The following is a 24,860-nucleotide window of genomic DNA, read 5'->3' as shown; positions in this document are numbered from 1 at the left end:
ATCTATGGCAGTCGCGTTTGATGAAATGAATATTCCCGGTGGGGACCTTCGCCCCGCCTATCAGGAGCTGGCACGCTGGCTCAAGGAGACGCCTCCCGAGGCGCTCGAGTATCGCCGCCAGGAGGCCGAGCTCCTGTTCCGCCGCATCGGCATCACCTTCGCGGTCTATGGGGATTCGGAATCCACCGAGCGCCTGATCCCGTTCGACGTGATCCCGCGGATCATGTCCGGCAGGGAATGGACAGTGCTGGAAAAGGGACTGAAGCAGCGCGTCAAGGCGCTGAACATGTTCCTGCGCGACATCTATCACGGCCGCGACATCCTCCGCGCCGAGATCGTACCCGACGATCTGATCTTCCAGAACCCGGTCTTTCGTCCCGAGATGAACGGCCAGCAGGTACCGCACGACGTCTACGTGCACATCGCCGGCATCGATATCATCAGGGTCGATGCCAACGACTTCATCGTGCTGGAGGACAATGCGCGCACGCCGTCCGGCGTGTCCTACATGCTGGAAAACCGCGAGATCATGATGCGGTTGTTTCCCGATCTGTTCGCCCGGCACCGGGTGGCGCCGGTCGAGCGCTATCCGGACGAGTTGCTCGCCGCGCTCCGCTCGGTCGCGCCGCAGAGCGCCTCGGGCGAGCCGACGGTCGCCCTGTTGACACCGGGCGTCTACAATTCCGCCTACTACGAACATTCTTTCCTTGCCGACAAGCTCGGCATCGAACTGGTCGAGGGGCGCGACCTCATCGTCAAGAACAACGAAGTCTTCATGCGAACGACCGAGGGCGTGAAGCGTGTCGACGTGATCTACCGCCGTGTCGACGATGATTTCCTCGATCCCCTGACCTTCCGTCCCGATTCTGCGCTCGGCGTGCCCGGGCTGATGTCGGCCTATGCCGCCGGCAACATCACCCTCGCCAACGCCGTCGGCACCGGCATCGCCGACGACAAGGCGATCTACTCCTACATGCCCGACATCGTGAAATTCTATCTCGGCGAGGAGCCTATCCTGAAGAACGTGCAGACCTGGCGCTGCCGCGAGCCGAAAGATCTCGCCTATGTGCTCGATCATATCGGCGAGCTCGTGGTCAAGGAGGTGCACGGCTCCGGCGGTTACGGCATGCTGATCGGCCCCGCCGCGACCAAGGCCACGATCGAGGCGTTCCGCGAAAAGCTCAAGCGGGAGCCGGAAGGCTTCATCGCGCAGCCGACGCTGGCGCTCTCGACCTGCCCGACCTGCACGGCCTCGGGCCTCGCGCCGCGCCATGTCGACCTGCGGCCCTTCGTGCTCACCGGCAGCAAGAGCACGACGATCGTGCCGGGCGGGCTGACGCGCGTCGCGCTGAAGGAAGGCTCGCTCGTGGTGAATTCGAGCCAGGGCGGCGGCACCAAAGACACCTGGATTTTGGACGAGTAGTCAGATGCTGTCGCGTACCGCCGAAAATCTCTACTGGCTCGCCCGCTACGTCGAACGGGCCGAATATCTCGCACGCACCATCGATGCGACCTTGCGTGTCACCGCGCTTCCCGCCGCCTATATCGGCAAGACCAACGAATGGGCCTCGGCGCTGCTCACCGCCGGCGTCGCGGAAAGCTTCTATCAGACCCATGAGGAAGCCAACGAGCACAATGTCGTCGACTACCTCTCGTTCTCCGCCGACAATCCGTCCTCGATCAGGAACTGCATCGAGGCCGCGCGGCTGAACTCGCGCTCGGTCCGCACGGCGCTGACGAGCGAGATGTGGGACACGATCAATTCGGCCTGGATCGAACTTCAGGCGGTCTGGAGCAAGGGCACCTCCACCCGCGAGGACCTCGCCAAATTCCTGCGCTTCGTGCAGGAGACGTCGCTGCGATTCGACGGCTCGGCCTACCGGACCATGCTGCGCAACGACGCCTACTGGTTCTCCCGGCTCGGCCTGCATCTGGAGCGCGCCGACAACACGGCACGCATTCTCGACGTGAAGTATCACGTGCTGCTGCCCGAAGAGGAGCATGTCGGCGGTCCGCTGGACTTCTATCAGTGGAGCTCGATCCTGCGCTCGGTATCGGCGCTGACGGCCTATCATTGGGTCTACCGCGAGACGCTGAAACCCTGGCTGGTTGCGGATCTGCTCATTCTCAACGGGACGCTGCCGCGCTCGCTGGCGAGCTGCTACGAAAATCTCGTGCGCAACCTCGACCAGATCGGCGTCGCCTATGGCCGTCAGGGTCCGGCCCAGCGCCACGCCCGCGGCATCCGCAACCGGCTGGAACACAGCAACATGAACGACATTTTCCAGCATGGCGTGCATGAATTCATTCAGGAATTCATCGCTGACAATTCCAGGCTGGGCGAAATCATCACGAAGCAGTATTTGATCTGATGCCCGCCCACTGGCGATATGGGACATTCGTCATGGCCGGGCTTGTCCCGGCCATACACGTTCTTGTTCCAGCGCGGTGACGAAGATCGTGGATGCCCGGGACAAGCCCGGGCATGACGACCTTCTTCACGCCAGCCAGTCGGGCTTAACCATTAACGGCACGGTCCACCATGCGCCTGCGAATCCAGCACACCACGACCTATCGCTACGAGCCGGCCGCAACCAGCGTGATCCAGATCCTGCGCATGACGCCGTGCAGCCATGACGGGCAATATGTGGCGGAATGGCAGATCGACGTCTCCACAGACACCAAGCTCGACATGCACGAAGACGCGTTCGGCAATGTCACCCATGTGCTGTCCTGCGGGCCCCTGAGCGACATCAAGATCACCGCCGAAGGGCTGATCGAGACCCATGATACCGGCGGCGTGCTGCGCGGCGCGGACGAGCGGTTTCCCGCCGACATGTTCCTGCGCACAACCGACCTCACGACCGCCAATCCGGCGATGACCGCAGTTGCGCGCCAGCTGCGCAGCGAGGCCGAGAACGACACGCTCGGCTTCCTGCACACGCTGATGTCGCAAATCAGCGATCACATGACGTTCGACGAAGACCCGACCAACAGCGGCACCTCGGCCGCCGAAGCCTTCACGCTCAAGCGGGGCGTCTGCCAGGACTATGCGCATATCTTCATCGCCTGCGCCCGGATCGGCGGCGTGCCGGCGCGCTTCGTCTCCGGTCATTTCCTGCGCTCCGACGGCACGGTGCATCAGGATGCCGGGCATGCCTGGGCGGAAGCCTACGTCGATGGTCTCGGCTGGGTCGGTTTCGATCCCGCCAACAGCATCTGCACCACCGACGCCCATGTCCGCGTCGCGATCGGTCTCGATTATCTCGGCGCGGCTCCCGTGCGCGGCACCCGCTATGGCGGCGGCACGGAGACGCTGACGGTTGCGGTCAAGGTCGAGCAGGCCGGCCGCGGTGGCCAGTCGCAATCGCAGTCGCAGCGGCAGAGCTAGTCGTCCCGCGTCACCCCTGGGAATCGGGGTTGGAGCGGCCTCCGAAATTGGCTAGTAATTCCGCGCAAACGCGTTCGGGGACTGGAAATGACCTATTGTTGTGGAATCCTGGTTCGGGACGGGCTCGTGATGATCGCCGATACCCGCACCAATGCCGGTCTCGACAACGTCTCGACCTTCCGCAAGCTGCACATCTTCTCCAAGCCCGGCGACCGCATCATGGCGATCGCCAGCGCCGGCAACCTCGCCATCAGCCAGTCGGTGCTCTCGACGCTGACCGAAGGCCTCGAAGACCCCAACACGGGCGAGGTCGAGACGCTGATGAACGCGCCGACCATGTTCCAGGCCGCCCAGCGCATCGGCCGGGCGATCCGGGCGGTGCATGCGACCGAGGGACCGGCGCTGAGATCCGAGGACGTGTCCTTCGACGTCTCCTTCCTGTTCGGTGGCCAGATCAAGGGCTCCCGCATGCGCCTGTTCATGATCTACACCGCGGGCAATTTCATCGAGTGCACCACCGACACGCCCTACCTGCAGATCGGCGAGCACAAATACGGCAAGCCGGTGCTCGACCGCGCCATGCATTACGACGTCGAGCTCTACGAGGCGCTGAAGACCGGCCTGATCTCGATGGACTCGACGATGCGCTCCAACCTCGGTGTCGGCCTCCCGATCGACGTGCTCGTGGTGCGGGCCGACGCCTGCGAGGCCGATCTCAACCACCGCATCGAGGCTGGCGAGCCCTATTTCCACGATCTGCGCTCGCGCTGGTCGGCCGCCTTGCGCGCGGCGCATCAGAACATTCCGCGGCCGCCCTACAAGAACGAAAAAGAACCCAAAATCTGACAACTCAAGGAAAAGGCAGGAAACGATGAGTGAAGCGAAAAAAATCGCAGTGGTGACGGGCGCCGGCACCGGGGTCGGACGCGCCGCATCGCTGGCGCTGATGAACATCGGCTTCACCGTGGTGCTGGTCGGCCGCCGGCTCGACATGCTCGAGGAGACAGCGAAGCTCGGCCCCGCAGGCAAGAGCCTGTGCGTGACCGCCGACATGACCAAGCCCGAATCCATCGCCGCGCTGTTCGACAAGGTGAAGGCGACCTATGGCCGGCTCGACGTGCTGTTCAACAATGCCGGCATGGGCGCGCCGGCCGTGAATTTCGAGGACCTCAGCCTCGAGCAGTGGCAGGCGGTGGTGAACACCAACCTCACCGGCCCATTCCTGTGCACCCAGCACGCCTTCCGCATCATGAAGGACCAGAGCCCGCGCGGCGGACGCATCATCAACAACGGCTCGATCTCGGCGCACGCGCCCCGGCCGTTCTCGGCGGCCTACACCTCGACCAAGCACGCCATCACGGGCCTGACCAAGGCCTCCAACCTCGACGGCCGCATGTACGACATCGCGGTCGGCCAGGTCGACATCGGCAATGCCGCGACGCCGATGACCGATCGCATGGTCAACGGCCCCGGCGTACTGCAGCCCGACGGCACCACCAAGCACGAGCCGCGCATGGACGCGAAGGCGGTCGGCGATGCCGTCGCCTACATGGCCGGCCTGCCGCTCGATGCCAATGTGCTGACGATGACGGTCATGGCCACCAAGATGCCGTTCGTCGGACGCGGCTGAAGCAAAACGCGAAGACATCCCCATGCACGGTAGGCGTCGAACGACGCCTGGTGCGGGGGTGGCGCTGTCTCAACAATCGTCATCTGCGAGCACCTGCCGCACGGGACGGCTTTGTGCGGCGCCGCCGCTGACGACGATCGTCTCGATGGCGATGCCTTTGTCCTGCTGGGCGCGCACGATCTGCCGCGCGCCGTAACCGAGGCCGCACAGGCCGGCGAGATAGAGAGCCAGCAAGCTCTCCAGGTCCGAGCGCATATCCAGTCCGGCGATCAGCGCACTGGCCAGCAATCGTCTGAAGCGCGAGGGCGGCATACCCTTCCTCGCCAAAAACTGGCGGTTGAAGTCGCAGAGATTATTGAAGCCGACCTCGAAGCAGATGTCGGCGATGGAGGCCTGCTCGTCGCTCATCAGGATCTGGCAGGCGAGATTGATGCGGAGCCGCTCCCTGATGTCAATCTTCCCCGCGTGACTGACGCAGGCGAGCTTGTCAACAGCGGGCCTGCCAGCAACATTCCCGGCATTGCGTTTGCAACGCAGGCACAGCCATAATCATCGGGGGGTTTGGGGACATCATGCTGCGGCTGCAATCGACACTCGGGGTTTTCGCATTGCTGCTGATCGCCTTCGCGCTGGCGGAGAATCGCCGCGCGGTCTCGTTGCGCCAGGCGCTGATCGGCCTCGTCGTGACCTTCGTCACCGCGATCGTGCTGCTGAAGGTGCCTGTTGTCGCGCGCGCCTTCGGCGCCATCAACGACGCGGTCGGGGCCATCTCGGCCGCCTCGCGCGCCGGCTCCTCCTTCGTGTTCGGCTATGTCGGCGGTGGCCCCCTGCCGTTCGACCTGAAGGCGCCGGGTGCCGATTTCATCCTGGCATTTCAGGCGCTGCCGATCGTGCTTGTGATGAGCGTGCTGACGACGCTGCTGTTCTACTGGCGCGTGCTGCCGCCTGTTGTGCGCGGCATGGCCTGGCTGCTGGAGCGCACCTTAGGGGTCGGCGGCGCGGTCGGGCTCTCGACCGCCGCCAACATCTTCCTCGGGATGGTCGAGGCGCCGCTGTTCGTGCGGCCGTATCTGGCGCAGATGAGCCGCAGTGAATTGTTTCTGGTGATGACCGGCGGCATGGCCGGCATCGCCGGCACCGTGCTGGTGCTCTATGCGACGCTGCTGGCTCCCCTCATCCCCGACGCGGCCGCGCATTTCGTCATCGCCTCCGTGCTGGGCGCGCCGGCTGCCATCCTCGTCAGCCTGATCATGATCCCCGAGACGTCAGACAAGCGCACCGGCGGCGCGCTGGAGGATCCGGAGATGCAGGTTTCGGGCACGATGGACGCCATCGTGAAAGGTACCAGTGCGGGGATCGAACTGCTGATCAACATCGTGGCCATGCTCCTGGTGCTGGTGGCGCTGGTCTATCTCGTCAATGCGGTGCTTGGGCTGCTGCCAAACGTCGGCGGTGCCGCGATCTCGCTGCAGCGCGTGCTGGGTTTGATCATGGCACCGGTGTGCTGGCTGATGGGACTGCCGTGGGACCAGGCGATCACCGCCGGCAGCCTGATGGGCACCAAGACCGTGCTCAACGAACTCGTCGCCTATGTCGACTTCTCGAAAATGCCACCCGATACACTCGATGCGCGCTCGCGCCTGATCATGCTCTACGCGATGTGCGGCTTCGCCAATTTCGCCAGCCTCGGCATCATGATCGGCGGCCTGGGTGTGATGGCGCCGGACCGGCGCGAGGAGATCAACGCACTGGGATTGAAGTCTATCGTGTCGGGGACGCTGACGACCTGCCTGATGGGCGCGATCGTGGGAGTGTTGACGTAGCGCGGTCTCTCCGCCGTCATTGCGAGCGGAGCGAAGCAATCCAGGAATGTATCAGCGAAGGTGGTCTGGATTGCTTCGCTTCGCTCGCAATGACAAGTGACGAGATCGGCCTACGCCTTCAATTCCACCGTCCTGAACTCCGCCGGCAGGATCACTTCCAGCAATTCCACGTCATCGGAATAGTCCAGGATCATGTGCTTGATCTTCGGCGGCTGGGTCCAGGCGCTGCCTTCTTTCATCATGGTCTCGCCCTGCCCGTCCATGTAGGTCTTCACCCAGCCCTTGAGCACGTAGACCATCTGGAACTCGACGTCGTGGAAGTGCAGCTTCGAGACCTCAGTGGGATCGCAGGGGCCTTGCAGGCGGATGACGTGAGCTTGCGCGAGGCCGTGGCTTGCCGCGGCGATGCCGAGGTCGCGGTATTTTGCGTAAGCACGCAGGCCATCGGCTTTGAAATCTTCCTCGCGGTGATGGCTGATGGCGATGCGCTGCCTGGGGCGCGCCGGCTTCTTGACGGATGCATTTGCCGTCGTCGTGCGCGCCTTCGCCCTCACCGCCTTGCGCGCCGAGGAGCGGGTTGCGGCTTTGGCGCCGCTGCGCTTTTTCACTGCGCTCTGGGCTGCGCTGCGCGATTTTGTTTTCGATTTTGTTTCCGATTTTGTTTCCGATTTTGTTTTCTTGGCCATGGGCCGGCCTCCCGTTGTCATGGACGGAGGCTAGCATGAAAACAGCTCTCGTAGGGTGGATCAGCCGAAGGCGTCATCCACCGATTCTCTCTCGGCGCGTGGAAAGCAAAGAGGTGGATTACGCCAGCGACGCGCTTCGCCCAGCCGCAGGCTAATCCACCCTGCACACCGTCAATGCAGCCGGAACACGCCATCCACGGCGCGCAGCTCGGCCGGCTTGATCAGCTTGGAATGCGCCACCGTCACCGAATGCAGCGGGCCGTCGAGCTTCTCCTGCCAGAACGCCAGGAAGTCGGTCAGCGCCGGGAATTTCGGAAACATGTCGTAGTTCTGCCAGACATAGGTCTGCAGCAGCGAGCGATGATCCGGCATCCTGTAGAGAATTTGGGCCGTCGTCAGCCCGTAGCCCAGCAACTGTTTCCGGAAATCCTCGGAAACGGTTCCAACCCGCAATCCCATGCCAACCTCCTTTGCAGGAGCGCATTCAGGGGGTGGCTTGATCCGGTACGCGACTGTTGCGCCACCCGGTGGAGATGCGCTCACATGAGAGAAATGTGACGCAAACTGACAATCCATCTCAAGCCTAAAAGTTTAACAAGCTGTTGAAATTCAATGCGTTAGCAGCAGATGCAGCTCCGTGCTAATACGGCCCCCAAGGAAGCCTGGAGAGGCCCTCGCGACGCGGTTAACGATGGCCGCACGAAGTTGGCACTCGGCGCTTCCGGTTGCTGATTTTTTTGCTACAAACCCTTGCTCCCGCAAAATTCCTGTCCTATTTCAATCCCGCCTGTGCTAGCACTCGCGGGCACAGATTGCTAACAAGCTAAAAACCTCAACTCGTGCAAATGTTTAGGAGGACTGCATGAATTTCCGTCCGCTTCACGACCGCGTCGTGGTCAAGCGCATCGACGCAGAAGAGAAGACCGCTGGCGGCATCATCATTCCCGACACTGCCAAGGAAAAGCCCTCCCAGGGCGAAGTCGTCGCCGTTGGCCCGGGTGGCCGCGACGAAGCCGGCAAGCTGATCCCGATCGACCTGAAGGTCGGCGACCGCGTGCTGTTCGGCAAGTGGTCTGGCACTGAAGTCAAGATCGACAACGTCGATCTCCTGATCATGAAGGAAAGCGACATCATGGGCGTCCTCGACGTCCCCGCTTCCAAGAAGAAGGCGGCCTAACGGCCCCTCGCTCCCTCCAGTCAAACATATCCAAGGAAAACTCCAGATGGCAGCCAAAGAAGTCAAATTCTCGGTTGAAGCGCGCGACAAGATGCTGCGCGGCGTCGACGTTCTCGCCAACGCGGTGAAGGTCACGCTCGGTCCGAAGGGCCGCAACGTCGTGCTCGACAAGTCGTTCGGCGCTCCCCGCATCACCAAGGACGGCGTCACCGTCGCCAAGGAGATCGAGCTCGACGACAAGTTCGAGAACATGGGCGCGCAGATGGTGCGCGAAGTCGCCTCGAAGTCCGCTGACGCGGCCGGCGACGGCACCACCACGGCCACCGTGCTTGCCCAGGCGATCGTCAAGGAAGGCGCCAAGTCGGTTGCCGCCGGCATGAACCCGATGGACCTCAAGCGCGGTATCGACCTCGCGGTCGAGGCCGTCGTTGCGGACCTCCAGAAGAACTCCAAGAAGGTCACCTCGAACGACGAGATCGCCCAGGTCGGCACCATCTCGGCGAACGGCGACCAGGAGATCGGCAAGTTCCTGTCCGACGCTATGAAGAAGGTCGGCAACGAGGGTGTCATCACCGTCGAGGAAGCCAAGTCGCTCGAGACCGAGCTCGACGTCGTCGAGGGCATGCAGTTCGACCGCGGCTACATCTCGCCCTACTTCGTCACCAACGCCGACAAGATGCGCGTTGAGATGGACGACGCCTACATCCTCATCAACGAGAAGAAGCTCTCCTCGCTCAACGAGCTGCTGCCGCTGCTCGAGGCCGTGGTGCAGACCGGCAAGCCGCTGGTCATCGTCGCCGAGGACGTCGAAGGCGAGGCGCTCGCGACCCTGGTCGTGAACCGTCTGCGCGGCGGCCTCAAGGTCGCGGCCGTCAAGGCTCCGGGCTTCGGCGATCGCCGCAAGGCCATGCTGCAGGACATCGCGATCCTGACCGGCGGCCAGGCGATCTCGGAAGATCTCGGCATCAAGCTCGAGAACGTCACGCTCAACATGCTCGGTCGCGCCAAGAAGGTGATGATCGACAAGGAGAACACCACGATCGTCAACGGCGCCGGCAAGAAGGCCGACATCGAGGCGCGCGTGGCCCAGATCAAGGCGCAGATCGAGGAGACCACCTCGGACTACGACCGTGAGAAGCTCCAGGAGCGTCTCGCCAAGCTCGCCGGCGGCGTCGCGGTGATCCGCGTCGGCGGCGCGACCGAGGTCGAGGTGAAGGAGCGCAAGGATCGCGTTGATGACGCGATGCATGCGACCCGCGCGGCTGTCGAGGAAGGCATCGTCCCGGGCGGCGGCGTCGCCCTGCTCCGTGCCTCCGAGCAGCTCAAGGGCCTGCGCACCAAGAACGACGACCAGAAGACCGGCGTCGAGATCGTGCGCAAGGCGCTGTCGGCGCCCGCTCGCCAGATCGCGATCAACGCCGGCGAAGACGGCTCGGTGATCGTCGGCAAGATCCTGGAGAACAAGGCCTATGCTTACGGCTTCGACTCCCAGACCGGCGAATATGGCGACCTCGTCAAGAAGGGCATCATCGACCCGACCAAGGTGGTCCGTACCGCGATCCAGAACGCAGCTTCGGTTGCGGCGCTGCTGATCACCACGGAAGCCATGGTCGCCGAACTGCCCAAGAAGGGCGGCGCGGCTCCCGCGATGCCCCCGGGCGGCGGCATGGGCGGCATGGACTTCTAAGGCGACGAAGTCGTCCCGGACGCGGTGCAGCGCGAAGTGGTGCACCGCAGATCCGGGATCTCGCTCCACAAATGCGAAACCCCGGCAGCAATGCCGGGGTTTTTGTTTGGACGCGCGCTCGTCGTCGCAAGCCGGACGCAAGTGCGCAATTGCGCACCGTCGCTCGGCGCTTCGCGCCGCCCCGGAATGACAACCGAATGTCAGGATCAGACGGAGAACCATTCAACCAAGAGCTGCAATAACAATTTTGGATCGTCACATCGAGACATCGCCTCAGCTGCGCGCCATCTCCTGAAAACACGTCCTCACCCAATCGATCGTCACGCGCGTTGCGGCGTCGCGCTTGAGATGATTTTGCACGAGCAGCCAGGCATCGCGCCGCTTCGGCAACAGCGCGGCACGCAGGCGACGATCGGCGAGCAGATCCGCGCAAACATATTCCGGCAACACGCCGGCGGCCTGATGCGCGCGGATCATGTTGCGGATGACGCGGACATTGTCGGCGACGCAGCGCGCACGGACTTTCCTGGTGCGCAGGAATTGCATCTCGGGAATGGCACCGAGCTCATCCGGATAGGCGCACAGCATCGCCTCACCTTCGCCCGCGACAGGCTCGAAAAAATAAAGCTTGATGTCGCCGAGCTTCGAGATCGCAAAGTCGCCCTTGTCGGGCTTGCGCAGTCGGATGGCGAGATCGGCCTCCCAGCGCGAGAACTTGACGTTCTCGCTCGAGGTCAGGAATTGCAATGTCAGGCCGGGATTGGCCCGCAGGAAGTCGCTCGCGCGCGGCGATAGCACCTCTTCGGCGACCGTGTTGGTGGAGGCGATGCGCAGGCGTCCCACCGGACCTGCCAGGCTCTCGCCGACGCGGCCGATCTCGGCGGCATGCGCCGCCATCGCTTCGACATGCGCCAGGACCGCCTCGCATTGCCGCGTTGGCTTGCGGACGCCGTCGGCGGCCTCGAACAGGCGCAGGCCGAGCGCGCGTTCGACGCGAGACAATCTGCGCCCGACCGTGGTCTCGTCGATGCGCAGTCGCGCACTGGCGCCGGCATAGGTGCCCTCGTCCCTGACGGCAGCGATGATGCGCAGATCGTCCCAGTTCATGGCGTCAGGCTACATCGCGCGGGGTCCGCCTGCAATATCGCAGCCGGCGGCTGCGATATCCCTGCATATCGGCAGGCCCACCCCGCGCTATGGTTGGGCAGGCCTTCCTCGGCTATCCCTCGGAGATGACCACGACCATGACTGCTGCAACGACCCTGCTCCAGCTCGCCGGCGCCGACCTCAATCCGCCGCGTCTTGGCGACGCCGCGCTGGTGCTGATCGATATCCAGAACGAATACCTCGCGGGGCCCCTTGCCTTGCCCGACGCCCGGCCGGCGATCGCGCGCGCAGCCGCGCTGTTGGCGCGGGCGCGCGAAGCGGGAACTGTGATCCTCCACATCGCCCATCGCGGCAAGGCAGGCGGCCTGTTCGATCGCAGCACCGAGCGCGGCGCCATCGTCGCGGAGCTTCAGCCGCGCTCCGGCGAGCTGGTGATCGAGAAGGAGCTGCCCAATGCCTTCGCCGGCACCGGCCTCAAGGCGCGCCTCGACGAGACCGGCAGGAAGAACATCGTGCTGGCCGGCTTCATGACGCATATGTGCGTCAGCTCCACCGCGCGGGCCGCACTCGATCTCGGCCTTCGCACCACTGTCGATGCCGATGCCTGCGCCACGCGCGACCTGCCGGATGGACGCGGCGGCACGCTCGACGCCCGCACCATTCACGAGGTTGCGCTGGCCGAACTTTCCGACCGCTTCGCGATCATCGCGCGCGGCGATGCGCTGAGATAACGGAGAAACGCGATGCTGGAGCTGTATTTCTCGCCGATGGCCTGCTCGCTTGCGAGCCGCATCGCGCTGATGGAAGCCGGTCTGGATGCGCGCTATCATCAGGTGCATCTCCAGACCAAGAAAATTGCGGACGACGGCGGCGATTTTCGCGACATCTCGCCGAAGGGCGCGGTGCCGGTGCTGGTGCTGGAGAACGGCGAGCGCCTGACGGAAAACGCGGCGGTGCTGCAATACATTGCCGACATGAAGCCCGAGCGCGGTCTTGCACCACCGCCTGGCGACGTCAATCGCTACCGCTTGCAGGAATGGCTGAGCTTCGTCGGGGCCGAGATCCACAAGGCCTTTCTGTTTCCGACCTTCTGGTACAAGGATGATGCCTCTCTCGCCAAGCCGCGCGCGCGGATCGGACAGACATTGTCGGTGCCATCGGCACATCTGGCGGACCGCGAGTTCCTGGTGGCTGACCGCTTCACCGTCGCGGATGCGCATCTCACCTGGGCCTTGCTGCTGCTTCGTCCCGCAGGCGTGGACATCGCGCAATGGCCACCGCTCGCAGCCTATCTCGAACGCCTGCAGGCGCGCCCCACCGTGCGGGAGGCGATCGCGACCGAGATGGCGCTGCGCAAGACCATGGCAACCAGCGCGGCCTGACAAGGTCACAGCCGGAAGCGGCGAAATGAAAAAGGGCCGCTGCAAGCGGCCCTTGTTATTGTCTGGAGGCGGCTGAGATCACTCGACGCGCGCCAGCACCGCGAGCTTGCGGATGCCCTTGTTGCGATAGGCGTCGAGAAACGCGTAGTAATCCTTGAACGACACGCAGCCGTTGGAATCGCCGTTCGGCCCGAGCATGAAAGTGTGCGCGAGCAGGCCATCGCGGCCGTAGATTGCGTTCTCACCGCCGATCGGTGTCAGACGCAGCGCGGGCACGCCGTGGAACAGCGCTTCGCGCGGCTTCAGATTGTAGATGTGCGGCGGGGTCACGCCGCGCATGCGGACTTTCGAGGAGCGCGGATCGTCGAGATTGGAGCCGAGGCCGGAATGCGCCTCGAGCTTGGTGCCATCAGGCAGATAGACCGTCTTGGCGGTGATGTCGTAGACCGCGGTGTCGCGTTCGTAGGGCGGCGCACCGCCGAACATCGGGTTCTGCTCCTTCGGCGCGATCGCCGAGGTCACGCTGGCGTCGGCCGAGGCGTAAGCGAGCAAGCCGCCGGAGGGCTCGCGCTTGCCCCAGAGCTTCTCCACCATCGACTGGCGCGGGCCGGTGATCGACATCACCGCGGCCTTGGCACGATCGGCAAAGGACTTCGGCTTCGCCTCGGGCGCCGGCACGATCTGGGCCGGATCAGCAGAAGCCAATTGCACCGGCGCTTCCGAGCGCCTGGTCTTGGCGGCATCCGCGATCTTCTCGACGGCCTTGACGGGGCTCTTCAGCACGTCCGCGACCTTCGCGACGACGGTCGGCTTCGGCGCATCCTTGACTTCGGCGACCTTGGTCTCGGGCGCGGCGCTCGCGGCGTTGGAGTCCACGCCTTGCGTCGCTGCCGCGGCGAAGCGCTCATTGAACATTTCGCGCGAGATCGGTGCAGCCACCTGCAGCCGGTCGGGCAGCAGCGCAAAGGTTTCCCTGATGGCCTCGCCCGCTTCGCGCAGCGCGACCTTGGGCGCGCGCTTGACCACGGGCTCGTCGTAGCCGGAACTGCCGACGGTCGGATAGACGCTGGCTGCGAAGATGTTGTTGTAGACGGTCCAGCCGGCAAGCAGGACGCAGCCGGCCACGGCGGCGCCAAGCACGTTTTGGTTGGTCATGTTCCGGGAAGACTTCCGAGAATTGTTTGGCTTCCGTGCCGCGTAACTTTGCGCAGCGATACTCGTACTCATTCGCCTTGCGTCCAGGACGGTGTCACTAAGTCCCCCTCCGAAGTGCCGCTGGTCACGATCCGGGAATGGCATCTCGCAGAAGGTCGGAGCGTCATTAAGGCGACTTTTAGTTAAATGCGGATTAAGTTCTGGCAGATCCAGGGCAACCCGTTAACGCTGTGCCATTTCGAGAAAAAAGCCCGCACAACTACTGACTTAGGCCACGCTGTTAACCACAATTCTCGGCCGGTTCCGCAGCCGATTCCGAGGCCTCCGGCCGCATCTCTAAACGCACCAACCAAGTCGTTTTCGTGGTCATCCATTACCGGAAGAAAGCGGGGAAGCCATTGCGCCACGCTAGCGCAGCCCGGCTCCTCCCTCTCCAGGGAGGACAAGGGAGAGGAAAGACGGTTTTCCCTGACTGAAAATTGATCGCACCGATCTGGAAATGGCCCGGTCGAGAAAATAGCTACGTGCTCGGCCTTTTGCCGCGCGTCGGTGTGCTGATGGCAGGGTTGGGTCACCACGGCCCGGCCAAGAAGGCTGGATCACGAAGTCCGCAGACATTGAAACGAGGTTCGCGCCAAACGACGCGGACCAAGACCGGATCGCAGTACGACGGTATGAATAGACGCACCGAGATCGTGTTGGCCCTCGTCCTCGCTGCCCTATGGGGCGGCGGCATTTTTGCCGCTCACGCCAACGGCCATCTGCTCTTTCTCGATCGGCTCGAGGCGACGCTGACCGATTGGCGAACCCAGGTTCGTGGCGTGCAGGCTCCGCCCGATCTCGTCACCATCGTCGCGATCGACGACACCGTGGTGAAACGCGGCGGCAGCTATCCGCTGCCGCGCGCCGACCTCGCCCGCGTGGTCGACACCATCGTGCAGTTCAAGCCGAAAATCGTCGCAATCGACCTGTTGCTGGCCGACCGCAGCGCCGCGATCGGCGATGCCACGCTGGCCCACACGCTTGCGACCGGCCCGATGGTGCTCGCAGGCGCTGCGATCTTTCCGGCCGCGAGCGAGACGGTGGCATCCGGCGGCGACGGGCCGCTCGCCACCCTTCCCCAGGCCGAGCGCTTTCTGCTGCCGTTGCCAGCTTTCGCCGACCACGCCGATGTCGGAATCGTCAACGTCGCGACCGGACAATCCGGCTCGCCGCTCTCGGAGCCGATGCTGTTCCGGACCGGCGACAGGATCGAACTGTCGTTGCCGCTGCGGGTCGCCAGCCGCGCGCTCGACAAGCCGCTGACGATCGCGCCCGATCATCTCATGCTCGGTGATCGCACGGTGCCGACCGATAGCGGCTTTTCGCTGCCCATCACCTATTACGGCCCGCGCCGCACCATTCGCACCGTCAGCGCGCAGAGCATTTTCGACGGCACGCTCGACCGCAAGGCGATCGAGAACCGGATCGTCGTGATCGGCGCCGCCGTTGCCGGCGGCAGCGATTTCGCTCCGACGCCGTTCGATTCCCTGATGCCCGGCGTCGAGGTGGTCTCGACCGCGATCACGCATCTGGTCGCCGGCGACGGCATCTTGCGCGACCGCAGGGTTCACATCGCAGATGGCCTCGTCGCGATCCTGCTCCCGATGCTGCTGGTCGGCCTGCTCGCCTGGCGACGCAGCGCGCTCGGCTACGTCGCGGCCGCGGCGGCGATGGTGGCCTGGGCCGGGCTCAATCTGTTCGCGTTCACGCACGGCGTCTGGCTCGATGCCGCGATCACGCTTGCGGCTGCCGTACCGCCAGTCGCGGTGTTCATCGGCGTGCAACTGTGGACGGAACGCCGCCCCGCCCAGGATCTCACAACCGAGAGCCGCTCACTGGCCAGGCGCTGATCGTCAAGCAGCTGCAGGCCGCAAACTTCCGTGGCGCGGAACGGCGTAGTCCGCGCCGGAGAGCGGCGTGATCTTCAGGGCTGAAGTTCGGGCGGCGGCGAACGGTCCAGCACGTCGCCCCTGGCGCCCTCGAGCAGATCGATGCCGTAGGTCTCCACGACCAGCGGGCCGCGCTTGCGCTGCAGTTCGCCGATGCGCCTCACCTGCGTGAAGAGGTGGTTGAGGAAGGGATGACCATCGGGCCTGATCTCGTCGACATAGATCAGCTTGCCTGCGAGCAGTTTTGGATCGGGCTCGGGCATGTTGACCCAGCGGATACGCTGGTCCTGCTGCACCACGCAGGAGCCGCGCGGCAGATAGAAGGCGAGCCAGCCCGTGGTGCCGTAGTCAGGCGCGAGCACGCAGCTCGCGCCATTGGCGACGCGCGCCGCTTCGATGGCCGCGGCGAGCTCACGCCAGCCGACGCCGACGCTGCGCACCGTCGCATCGCGGCGATAGCCTGACAGCCAGCCGGTATTGGCTTGCAGGATCAGCGCGGCAAACATCACGATTCCGGTCGGCGCAGCCCAGCGCAGGCAGAAATCCACCAGGCGCTGCGCCCGCGGCTTCCACTGCGCAAGGTTGGCCGCGGCTGCTGCGGCGACGACGAAGGGCGGATAAACCGGCGCGAACCAGTTGGCCTCGACGCGGGCGTGCAGCGAATGCCAGACGAAATAGGCGACGATGGTCCAGAACATCGTCTCGATCAGCACGCGCGAGGCCAGCGCGCCGGCCCGGCGCCAGGTCAGTGCGTGCAGGCCCATCGCGCCGAGGATGAACACCAGTGGCGTCGCAAATGCGATCTGGGTCGGGATCAGCTCCGCGACGAAGACCGGGCGGAAATCCTCGACCTTGGCACGCCCGAGCTGCTTGACGAAAGAAACCCAGTGATGATCCGCATTCCAGAGGATCACCGGCGAGAACAGCGCAAGCGCGACGAGGCCGCCGAGATAGGGCCAGGGCGAGAGGAACCAGCGCCGCAGTTTTGGCACCGCCGCGAGCCAGATCAGGATCGCAGCGCCAAAGAACATCGCGGTGTACTTCGACAGCAGCGCCGCGCCGACGGCGGCGCCGACCGCGAGCCACCAGGCGCCGCGGCCGGTCTCCAGCACTTTTGCGAGGAAGAACAGCACGAAGCTGGAAGCGACCAGCAGCGGCGCATCCGGCGTCACGATCAGCGTGCCGACCGAAGCCATCATGGTCACGTTGAGCAGGATGGCGCTGGTCGCGGCCACCCGCGCCCCGCCGAACAGGATCGCAGCCGTGCGATAGATCGCATAGCTCATCGGCAGCGCGAGCAGGATCGAGACCAGACGGACGCCGAGCTCGGTATCGCCCGCGATCATGGTGCCGGCGCGGATGACGTAAGCCACCATCGGCGGATGGTCGTAATAGCCTCCAGCGAGGCTCTTCGACCACATCCAGTAATAGGCTTCGTCGAAGGTAAGCGGCGTGAAGGCGGCTGCAACGAGCCGCAACGCGACCAGCGCAAGGAGCGCCAGCGCCGTATTGCGGACGATCCGCGCGTCAGCCCCGCCCATACCTGAATCCTTGGCGCGCTATTTCTTGCGCCAGACGAACAGTCCGGACATCGCGTAATTCCACACCACGCCCATCAGCGCGCCGGCGAGGCCCGCCAGCCACCAGATCGGTTCCTGGTCGTAGACCGAGAAGGCGACGCCGACATTGGCGAGCAGGCCGACGCTGCAGACGATGTAGAACATGATCAGGCCGCGCAGGATCGCAAAGCCCTTCAGCCGCTGATCGCGATAGGTGAGGAAGTTGTTCATGACGAAGTTGGTGGTCATGGCGACGACGGCGCCGGCGGCCTGTGCCTCCGCGAACGGCACCTTGATCAGCTCGAGCGCGACGAACAGCGTGGTGAGATGCACCACCAGGCCGATGCCGCCGACCATCGCGAACAGGATGAAGCGCAGCGAGACGATGTCGTTGGTCAGCTTCGCAAGCACGAGGCCGAGGAAGTCGAGCGCGACCATGGAATCGAGCTTGCTCTCGCCATGCTGGCGGGCGCCGAACGTATAGGGAATCTCGACCGCGCGCAATTCGCCATGCGCGGTCGCGACCAGGTCGAGCAGGATCTTGAAGCCGTGCACCGACAGTTTTGGCGCAAGCTGCTCGAAGCGATCGCGTCGCACCATGAAGAAGCCGCTCATGGGATCGGCGATCTCGACCCGCAGCATCTTCCGGGCGACCTCGGTCGCCAGCGCGCTGGCGCCGGCGCGCTGCTTGTTGAAACCTTCGCTCTTGTAGCCCTCGATGTAGCGGCTGCCGACGACGAGGTCGGCCTTGTCGCTTGCGAGCAGCAGCAGCATCTTCGGCAGCTGGGTCTCGTCATGCTGGAGGTCGGCATCGATCACGGCCGCGTAAGGCGCGCTCGAAGCCAGGATGCCCTCGATACAGGCGCCCGACAGGCCGCGGCGGCCGATTCGGCGGATGCAGCGCACGCGGCTGTCCTTCAGAGCGAGCGCACGCACGACGTCCCAGGTGCCGTCAGGCGAATTGTCGTCGACGAACACAACTTCCCAGGCGACGTTGACAAGCGTCGCCTCCAGCCGCCGGTACAGCACGGTAACGTTGTCACGTTCGTTGAAGGTCGGGACGATAACCGACAATTCCGGCCCTTCTTGAGCCTGATAGTCGACGCCCGGTCTGATCGCTTCATTCATGACGGCAGCGTATATCCGCCGCGTCCTGCGATGCCAAGCCGGGGTCTTGGGGGAACGGCCCAAAGCAGGGCCTAAAATGCCAACGACCCCGGAACGGCGAACCGCGCGTACATCCGGCGCAGCCCAAGCTATTCCAAGGTCGTTCCAGCGACGGAGTATTCGCTCGACGTCGCCGTTGGAGCCTAGATGGGGACGGCGAAGCCGCTCCGCAAGAGGCCGAAACCGCCCATTTTCAGGCCATTACTGGTTCGGGACTTCCCGGATCACCGGCCCCCGCGGCGCCGGCGCGGCCGGGGCTGCGGGCGCCACGGCGGGGGCCGGCTCGACCTTGGCCGGCTTGGGGGGCTTGCCGTACTGCCCGATCGGCCCAAAGACGACGGCAACCGCCAGCGCCACCGCCGCGACAACAGCGCCAAAAATGCCACCCACCGACTCAGACGACATGCCAGCCCGCCCCTGTTCCTGATAGGTCCGATCATACCACGGATGAACGCACGGCCGGAAGGGCCAGGGGGCGCGAGGCGAATAGTCAATGGCGAATGGCGGCAAGCCGGTAGCCGTCCCTATTCGCTACTCGCCATTCGCCACTTCTTACTTCACCGGCGGCCTGATTTGAGTCGCGCGAATATTCCCGCGCGAGGCAATGCCAGCAATCGTCGCTACCGTGCATGGTGAGCTTCTGTACGCCCTTCGCGTCGGCGTCTTGCGCCATCGCCGAATAGGTCCTGGCAGCAGATGTCATCATCACGAGCGCCGCTCCCGGCAACTGCATCCGCATCTTCTCGCTTTTTTTGCAGACGGCGCAGCGAGCCTAGACAGGATGCGAGAACTGGCCAATCACTTCCGGTTTGAATAGGATGCGGCCCTCCCCTTCCCGCCGATGCGAGATCCCTCCGTGGCCAAAGCAAAAACCGCGACCAAAAAATCCGGCAAGATCTTCATCGGTATCGGCGGCTGGACCTTCGAGCCGTGGCGCGGCGTGTTCTATCCGGAGAAGCTGACGCAGGCGAAGGAGCTTTCCTACGCCGCCTCGAAGCTGACTTCGATCGAGATCAACGGCACCTATTACGGCTCGCAGAAGCCGGAGAGTTTTCGCAAATGGGCAGCCGAAGTGCCCGAGGGCTTTGTGTTCTCGGTGAAGGGACCGCGCTTCGCCACCAACAGGCGCGTGCTCGCCGAGGCCGGCGATTCCATCAAGCGCTTTTATGATTCCGGCGTGCTGGAACTCGGCGATCATCTCGGGCCGGTGCTGTGGCAGTTCGCGCCGACAAAGAAATTCGACGGCGCCGATTTCGGCAAGTTTCTGGAACTATTGCCGCGCAGGCTCGATGGCCGCGCGCTGCGTCACGTCGTCGAAGTGCGTCACGACAGCTTCTGCGCGCCTGAATTCATCGCGCTGATCCGCGAATTCGGGACGCCCGTCGTGTTCGCCGAGCACGGCAAATACCCCGCCATCGCCGATGTCGCCGGCGACTTCGTTTATGCCCGGCTGCAGAAGGGTAATGACGAGATCAAGACCTGCTATCCGCCGAAGCAACTCGACGCCTGGGCTGAGCGCTTCCACGCCTGGGCCGAGGGACGTGAACCCGACGACCTGCCCAAGGTTGACAAGGCGAAGCCGAAGAAGGAGCCGCGCGACGTGTTCGCCTATGTGATCCACGAAGGCAAGGTGCGCGCACCGCATGGCGCCATGGAACTGATCGCGCGGGTCAGCTGAAAGAGAGCGATGGCCAAGGCGAAAAAGCTCTTCACCATCGGCTATGAGCAGACGCCGCCCAAGGCCGTGCTGGACGAGCTGGAGCAGGCCGGCGTCAAGCTGGTGGTCGACGTGCGCGCCGTGACGTCGTCGCGCCGGCCGGGCTTTTCCAAGAAGCAGCTCGCCGCAGGTCTCGACGAACGCGGCATAGCCTATGTTCATCTCGCAGGCCTCGGCACGCCCAAGGAGGGTCGGCTCGCCGCGCGCAGCGGGCAATACGACGTGCTGGAGAAGATTTTCTTAGAGCATCTGAAGACGCCGGAGGCCAGGGAGCAGATGGACGAGCTCTCGGCGCTGGTGATGAAAGCCGGGCCCGTCTGCCTGCTCTGCTACGAGCGCGACCATACCCATTGCCACCGCCGGATCATCGCCGAACTCATCGAGGAGCGCGATGGCGTGGCGGTGAAGAATTTGGCGGGGCGGCAGGCGTAGCTGTCAGCCCTCCCCCGCCAACCTGAACGTCCCCTCCATCATCTGCACGCAAGCGCCTCCGACATGGGCCGATACGATCTTGCCATCGCGCTTGACGACGCGCGTCTGGAGCATGCTGGGGCGGCCCATATCAAAACCCTGGCCAACCGCGAGCCTCAACTCGCCATCGCTGACGGAATCGAGGTCGGCGAACAGCGCGGCGGCGGCGACGGTCGCGCTGCCGGTGGCGGGATCCTCGGTGAGGCCGCTGGCGCCGCGCATGAACATGCGCGCCTGCCGCTCGCACGGCGCCTCTTCCGGAGGCACGTCGCGCGTATAGAACCACACCGAGCGGGCGCCGTCGCGCGGCAGGAGCTTACCATAGGCCGCAGCATCGGGCCGGGCCCGCTTCAACGCCTCGCGCGAATGCAGCTCCATCACCAGAAACGCGTTTCCGACGGTGACAACATGCGGCGCATGGTTGTCGGTCTTGACGTCGTCCGCACTCAGCGAAATGCAGCTCGCGGCCTCGGCAGGTGACAGCGGCGCAAACCGCTGGAGCGGCTGCGGCGCGGTAAGCTCCGTCCTGATCACCCGACCATGCTCTCGAACGATCTCCACCGGCACGAGCCCGGCCTTCTCTTCGAACAGCAGACGCGGCTTCGGCTGTCTGGCCATTGACGCAAGTACGAACGCAGTGCCGACATTGGGGTGGCCGGCAAAGGCAATCTCGAGTACCGGCGTGAAGATGCGCACCTCGGCGTCGTTGCCCTTGTCGCGCGGCGGCAGCACGAACGTCGTCTCCGAATAATTGAACTCGGTCGCGATCGCCTGCATCTGCTGTGTGGAGAGCCCGCCTGCATCGAGCACCACGGCAAGCTGGTTGCCGCCGAAAGCGCGATCGGTGAACACATCGATGGTGACATAGCGGCGCTGCATGGCGAGTCCTCACGCAAATGGCGGCCGCAAGCCGACCGCCTCGCGCAGCACTCTACAAGCCCCAAACATCGCCCGTCATGCCCCAAAATAGAGAGCAATCGGAGCAATCGCGACGCGCGTCAGAAACGGAAGAGAGATCGCGGCGAGGCCAGCACTTGCGCCCGCTCGCGCCCGTCGACGAGGAGCGTGTCGAGGAATTGCCGGTTCTTGGCGTAAGTCTGCGTTGCCTCGAACTGCGTGTGCGGCCAGTCGCTGCCCCAGAGCAGGCGATCGAGGCCGTAAGCACTGCGCAGCAGCGGATACGCTTCCTTGGCAAAGCTCTCACCGGCCGGCCCGTTGCGATATGGCGCCGAGACTTTGACCCACACATTCCCGGTCGCGCCCAGCTTCAGCACCGACTGAAAACCGGGATCGGCGACGCCGAGCTTGGGATCCGGCAGCGCGTAATGATCGAGCACGACAGGGACGCCATGATCGAGCAGGTGCGGCACGAGCACGGCGAGATCGGCCGCGTTGCGCTGGATCTCGACCTGCCAGCCCATTGCCTTCACGTCTGCGAGCAATCTCTTCCATTCGTCCGAAGCAAGCTCGGGCAAAGGCTGGCCGACGAGATTGAGGCGAATGCCGACCACGCCGGCGCGATCGAGCGAACGCAACTCGTCCGCGGAGACGGCGGGATCGACCACCGCAATGCCACGCAGGCGACCGCCGGTGTGCTTCAGGCAATCGACGAGGTAGGAATTGTCGGTGCCGAGAAAGCTCGGCTGCACCAGCACGCCGTTGCTCGTGCCATTCTGATCGAGCTGCTCGAGATAGAGCGAGAGCGGCGCATCATAGTCGGGCGCATAGCGGCGGCCCGGTGCGAGTTTCAGCCCGCGATGGAAGACATGGGCGTGGGTGTCGATCACAGGCAAGGCCGCCTCACTCCTGGCTCTGGTCGCGACCACTGTGGCAAGCGACGCGAGGCCCGCGCCAAACCTGCGGCGCGTCAGGCCGCGCTGGAACAATGTCATGATCGTTACTCCTCATTTTCGGTCAGGCGTGGGTGGCCGCGGTTTGCTCGAACACCTTGCCGCGGGTTTCCGGCAGGAGCAGAACCGCGATCAGCACCAGCGCATAGGCAAAGGCCGCATCGATACCGATCGCGGGACCGAGGCCGATGCGGTCACCGAGGAAGCCGACCAGGAAGGGAAACGCGGCGGAGACGACACGGCCGAAATTGTAGCAGAAGCCAACACCCGTGCCGCGGACGCCGGCGGGATAGAGCTCGCTGAACAGCGCCGCCATGCTGGCGGGAATGCCCGCCGAGAAGAAGCCGAGCGGGAAGCCCAGCACCAGCATCTGGCTGTTGGTCAGCGGCGCGAAGATGTAGACCAGCACGGTGGCGATGCATGCGCTGGCAAAGAACGCGACATTGGCCCGGCGGCCGATGCGGTCGCTGATGATCCCGCTCGCGACGCAGCCGCAGAAGAAGGCGACGATGATGACGGCGAGATATCCGCTGGAGCCGAGCACCGACAGGTGCCGCTCCTGGCGCAAATAGGTCGGCAGGAATGTCGTCAGCGCAGCATAACCACCGTGGGCGCCGATGCCGAACAGGCCGCCGACCAGGGTCGAGCGCAGCACGTCGCGGTGGAAGATGCCTGAGAGCGTGGCGAGGAACGGCGCATCTCGATCCTTTGCAACGGCGCGCGGCGGCTCCTTCAGCCCGCGCCTGATAAAGAGGATGAGCAGCGCCGGCAACAATCCGATCGCAAACAGGATGCGCCAGGCGATGTCCGCCGGCGCGTAGGTGAAGACCAGCGCGGACAGCAGCACCGCCGCGCCCCAGCCGACGGCCCAGGCACTCTGCACCGTGCCGAGCGCCCTGCCGCGATGTTGGGGTCGGATGATCTCAGCCATCAGCACTGCGCCGCAGGCCCATTCGGCGCCGAAGCCGAGGCCCTGGATCGCCTTGAGTACCAGAAGCTGGGTGTAGCTCATCGCAAACGCTGATGCGAATGTCGCGAGCGCAAAGGTCGCGACCGTGATCTGAAGCGCCTTGACGCGACCGAAGCGGTCGCCGAGCGCGCCGCCGAGCCAGCCGCCGAACGCGCCGAAGAACAATGTGACGGAGCCGAGCAGACCGGCGTCGGCCTTGCCGATACCGAAGGCCGCGATGAGCGCGGGAATGGCGAGGCCGAACATCTGGACATCGAGCGCATCCAGTGCCCAGCCGCCGAAGCTTGCCCAGAACGTGCACCGTTCCAGCGGCGAGCTCTCACTGTACCAGTTCGACATGTTTCCTATCCCTGTACGCGTTATTGCTTGATGTCGTTGAAAACGGCCGTCATCGGATCTCGGCGTGGTAGCGGAAGCGATCCGCCGGCCCGCGCGAGCGACGCCATTCGATCGGCCGCCGCTCCAGATCCAGCGCGAGACGCTCGATCACGATCAGGGGTGCGTGCGCCTCGAGCCGCAGCAGCCGCGCCTGCATCTGGTTGGCGCTCTCGACCGTCAGGATTTCCTCGGCGGAGACCACCACTTCGCCGCAGCGCTCTTCATAGAGCGGATACAGGAGGTCACCGAACTCGGCGGTCTCGATCTCGAGGATTTGGGCGAAACGCGATTGCTGGAGCCAGATTTCCTCGGCGAGCAGCGGCACGCCGTCGATCAGCCGCAGGCGCGACAGGCTGATCACGGGCTCGCCAACGGGAATGCGCAGCGCCGACGCGACAGCAGAAGTCGCCGGGACGCTTTTGCGCCTGAGGATGCGGCTCTGCGGCACGCGCCGCTCGCCGCTTTCGGACTGGAAGCGGAAAAAGCGGAATAGCGAGGAGTTGAAGCGCGCACGGCGGACGAAGGTGCCGCGCCCCTGCTGGCGCTCCAGCGCGGCATCAGCGACGAGCTGGTCGATCGCCTTGCGCACGGTGCCGATGGCGACGCCGTAATGAGCGCCGAGCTCGGCTTCCGACGGGATCGGCTCGCCCGGCCGCCATTCATTGCGGTTGATCCGCGCGGCGAGGTCGTCGCGCAGAAGCTGGTAGCGTGGCAGGCGGCTGTCGCGCGGATCGGAATTCATATAGTCATATAGATGACTAGATGAAAACGAAGTCAAG

General features: G+C 64.4%; 24 protein-coding genes and 3 pseudogenes. 13 read left to right on the top strand and 14 right to left on the bottom strand.

Annotated elements, in window-relative coordinates:
- Window positions 1-4 precede the first annotated feature (4 nt).
- The 5 genes from ACVWZ4_RS25295 (at window position 5) to ACVWZ4_RS25275 (ending at window position 5,021) form a co-directional block, all read left to right on the top strand.
- The gene (locus tag ACVWZ4_RS25295) at window positions 5-1,423 is read left to right on the top strand and encodes a circularly permuted type 2 ATP-grasp protein (RefSeq protein ID WP_456704323.1); all 1,419 of its coding nucleotides are present in this window, start codon (window positions 5-7) and stop codon (window positions 1,421-1,423) included.
- A 4-nt stretch (window positions 1,424-1,427) separates the two neighbouring features.
- Window positions 1,428-2,372 carry an alpha-E domain-containing protein gene (locus tag ACVWZ4_RS25290; protein WP_456704324.1) on the top strand — a complete coding sequence of 315 codons (945 nt, stop codon included), beginning with the start codon at window positions 1,428-1,430 and terminating at the stop codon, window positions 2,370-2,372.
- Between the two features lie 170 nt (window positions 2,373-2,542).
- Window positions 2,543-3,391 (top strand): transglutaminase family protein, encoded by an 849-nt coding sequence (locus ACVWZ4_RS25285; RefSeq protein ID WP_456704325.1) that lies wholly within the window; start codon window positions 2,543-2,545, stop codon window positions 3,389-3,391.
- Between the two features lie 87 nt (window positions 3,392-3,478).
- Window positions 3,479-4,237 carry a peptidase gene (locus ACVWZ4_RS25280; protein ID WP_456704326.1) on the top strand — a complete coding sequence of 253 codons (759 nt, stop codon included), beginning with the start codon at window positions 3,479-3,481 and terminating at the stop codon, window positions 4,235-4,237.
- A gap of 25 nt (window positions 4,238-4,262) precedes the next feature.
- Entirely contained in the window at window positions 4,263-5,021 is a 759-nt protein-coding gene (locus tag ACVWZ4_RS25275; RefSeq protein WP_456704327.1) for an SDR family oxidoreductase, read from the top strand.
- A gap of 81 nt (window positions 5,022-5,102) precedes the next feature.
- Here ACVWZ4_RS25275 and ACVWZ4_RS25270 read toward each other — a convergent pair.
- Window positions 5,103-5,303: pseudogene (locus tag ACVWZ4_RS25270) on the bottom strand (FGGY-family carbohydrate kinase); the annotation flags it as partial.
- Window positions 5,304-5,321: 18 nt separating this feature from the next.
- A pseudogene (locus ACVWZ4_RS25265) lies at window positions 5,322-5,471 on the bottom strand (helix-turn-helix domain-containing protein); the annotation flags it as partial.
- Between the two features lie 122 nt (window positions 5,472-5,593).
- Here ACVWZ4_RS25265 and ACVWZ4_RS25260 point away from each other — a divergent pair.
- Window positions 5,594-6,844: a NupC/NupG family nucleoside CNT transporter gene (locus ACVWZ4_RS25260; RefSeq protein ID WP_456741436.1), complete on the top strand. Its 1,251-nt coding sequence runs from the start codon at window positions 5,594-5,596 to the stop codon at window positions 6,842-6,844.
- Window positions 6,845-6,954: 110 nt separating this feature from the next.
- Here ACVWZ4_RS25260 and ACVWZ4_RS25255 read toward each other — a convergent pair whose 3' ends face one another.
- A complete protein-coding gene (locus ACVWZ4_RS25255; RefSeq protein ID WP_456704329.1) occupies window positions 6,955-7,530 on the bottom strand; it encodes a cupin domain-containing protein in 576 nt (191 codons plus the stop codon).
- 171 nt (window positions 7,531-7,701) lie between these two features.
- Window positions 7,702-7,989, bottom strand: coding sequence for an usg protein (locus tag ACVWZ4_RS25250; protein WP_092239997.1), 288 nt, complete (start codon window positions 7,987-7,989; stop codon window positions 7,702-7,704).
- 403 nt (window positions 7,990-8,392) lie between these two features.
- Here ACVWZ4_RS25250 and ACVWZ4_RS25245 point away from each other — a divergent pair, with 403 nt between their 5' ends.
- Window positions 8,393-8,707, top strand: a complete 315-nt coding sequence (locus tag ACVWZ4_RS25245) for a co-chaperone GroES (RefSeq protein ID WP_092239996.1) — start codon at window positions 8,393-8,395, stop codon at window positions 8,705-8,707.
- Window positions 8,708-8,753: 46 nt separating this feature from the next.
- The gene (groL, locus tag ACVWZ4_RS25240; RefSeq protein WP_456704330.1) at window positions 8,754-10,394 is read left to right on the top strand and encodes a chaperonin GroEL; all 1,641 of its coding nucleotides are present in this window, start codon (window positions 8,754-8,756) and stop codon (window positions 10,392-10,394) included.
- Window positions 10,395-10,667: 273 nt separating this feature from the next.
- On the opposite strand, the gene ACVWZ4_RS25235 is transcribed toward groL, so the two are convergent.
- Window positions 10,668-11,501: a LysR family transcriptional regulator gene (locus ACVWZ4_RS25235; protein WP_456741435.1), complete on the bottom strand. Its 834-nt coding sequence runs from the start codon at window positions 11,499-11,501 to the stop codon at window positions 10,668-10,670.
- 137 nt (window positions 11,502-11,638) lie between these two features.
- Here ACVWZ4_RS25235 and ACVWZ4_RS25230 point away from each other — a divergent pair, with 137 nt between their 5' ends.
- A complete protein-coding gene (locus ACVWZ4_RS25230; RefSeq protein WP_456704332.1) occupies window positions 11,639-12,232 on the top strand; it encodes a cysteine hydrolase family protein in 594 nt (197 codons plus the stop codon).
- 12 nt (window positions 12,233-12,244) lie between these two features.
- Window positions 12,245-12,883: a glutathione binding-like protein gene (locus tag ACVWZ4_RS25225; RefSeq protein ID WP_456735566.1), complete on the top strand. Its 639-nt coding sequence runs from the start codon at window positions 12,245-12,247 to the stop codon at window positions 12,881-12,883.
- A gap of 78 nt (window positions 12,884-12,961) precedes the next feature.
- Here the strand turns inward: ACVWZ4_RS25225 and ACVWZ4_RS25220 are convergent, their stop codons facing one another.
- The gene (locus ACVWZ4_RS25220; RefSeq protein ID WP_456741434.1) at window positions 12,962-14,038 is read right to left on the bottom strand and encodes a DUF2778 domain-containing protein; all 1,077 of its coding nucleotides are present in this window, start codon (window positions 14,036-14,038) and stop codon (window positions 12,962-12,964) included.
- 674 nt (window positions 14,039-14,712) lie between these two features.
- On the opposite strand from ACVWZ4_RS25220, the pseudogene ACVWZ4_RS25215 reads away from it, so the two are divergent.
- Window positions 14,713-15,924: pseudogene (locus ACVWZ4_RS25215) on the top strand (CHASE2 domain-containing protein); the annotation flags it as partial.
- 80 nt (window positions 15,925-16,004) lie between these two features.
- Here ACVWZ4_RS25215 and ACVWZ4_RS25210 read toward each other — a convergent pair.
- From ACVWZ4_RS25210 to ACVWZ4_RS25195, 4 genes are all read right to left on the bottom strand, one after another.
- Window positions 16,005-17,510 (bottom strand): glycosyltransferase family 39 protein, encoded by a 1,506-nt coding sequence (locus ACVWZ4_RS25210; RefSeq protein WP_456741433.1) that lies wholly within the window; start codon window positions 17,508-17,510, stop codon window positions 16,005-16,007.
- An 18-nt stretch (window positions 17,511-17,528) separates the two neighbouring features.
- The gene (locus ACVWZ4_RS25205; RefSeq protein WP_456741432.1) at window positions 17,529-18,656 is read right to left on the bottom strand and encodes a glycosyltransferase; all 1,128 of its coding nucleotides are present in this window, start codon (window positions 18,654-18,656) and stop codon (window positions 17,529-17,531) included.
- Between the two features lie 240 nt (window positions 18,657-18,896).
- Window positions 18,897-19,100: a hypothetical protein gene (locus ACVWZ4_RS25200; protein ID WP_456704337.1), complete on the bottom strand. Its 204-nt coding sequence runs from the start codon at window positions 19,098-19,100 to the stop codon at window positions 18,897-18,899.
- A gap of 85 nt (window positions 19,101-19,185) precedes the next feature.
- Complete coding sequence (locus ACVWZ4_RS25195; RefSeq protein WP_456704338.1) at window positions 19,186-19,428, bottom strand: hypothetical protein; 243 nt, start codon at window positions 19,426-19,428, stop codon at window positions 19,186-19,188.
- A gap of 108 nt (window positions 19,429-19,536) precedes the next feature.
- On the opposite strand from ACVWZ4_RS25195, the gene ACVWZ4_RS25190 reads away from it, so the two are divergent.
- Together ACVWZ4_RS25190 and ACVWZ4_RS25185 are read left to right on the top strand one after the other, a co-directional pair.
- Window positions 19,537-20,373 carry a DUF72 domain-containing protein gene (locus ACVWZ4_RS25190; RefSeq protein WP_456704339.1) on the top strand — a complete coding sequence of 279 codons (837 nt, stop codon included), beginning with the start codon at window positions 19,537-19,539 and terminating at the stop codon, window positions 20,371-20,373.
- A 9-nt stretch (window positions 20,374-20,382) separates the two neighbouring features.
- On the top strand, window positions 20,383-20,844 hold the full coding sequence (locus tag ACVWZ4_RS25185; RefSeq protein ID WP_456704340.1) for a DUF488 domain-containing protein: 462 nt from the start codon (window positions 20,383-20,385) through the stop codon (window positions 20,842-20,844).
- Between the two features lie 3 nt (window positions 20,845-20,847).
- Here ACVWZ4_RS25185 and ACVWZ4_RS25180 read toward each other — a convergent pair whose 3' ends face one another.
- The 4 genes from ACVWZ4_RS25180 to ACVWZ4_RS25165 all read right to left on the bottom strand — a co-directional run bounded on the left by ACVWZ4_RS25180 (window position 20,848) and on the right by ACVWZ4_RS25165 (window position 24,823).
- Window positions 20,848-21,762 (bottom strand): PhzF family phenazine biosynthesis protein, encoded by a 915-nt coding sequence (locus ACVWZ4_RS25180; RefSeq protein ID WP_456741431.1) that lies wholly within the window; start codon window positions 21,760-21,762, stop codon window positions 20,848-20,850.
- Between the two features lie 119 nt (window positions 21,763-21,881).
- Window positions 21,882-22,775: an amidohydrolase family protein gene (locus tag ACVWZ4_RS25175; protein WP_456741430.1), complete on the bottom strand. Its 894-nt coding sequence runs from the start codon at window positions 22,773-22,775 to the stop codon at window positions 21,882-21,884.
- 22 nt (window positions 22,776-22,797) lie between these two features.
- A complete protein-coding gene (locus ACVWZ4_RS25170; protein WP_456741429.1) occupies window positions 22,798-24,042 on the bottom strand; it encodes an MFS transporter in 1,245 nt (414 codons plus the stop codon).
- Between the two features lie 49 nt (window positions 24,043-24,091).
- Window positions 24,092-24,823, bottom strand: coding sequence for a GntR family transcriptional regulator (locus ACVWZ4_RS25165; RefSeq protein WP_456741428.1), 732 nt, complete (start codon window positions 24,821-24,823; stop codon window positions 24,092-24,094).
- Window positions 24,824-24,860 lie beyond the last annotated feature (37 nt).

The organism is Bradyrhizobium sp. USDA 4472 (assembly GCF_054058595.1).
The sequence above is the reverse complement of the archived record's forward strand: the minus strand, read 5'-3'. Positions and strand labels throughout refer to the sequence as shown.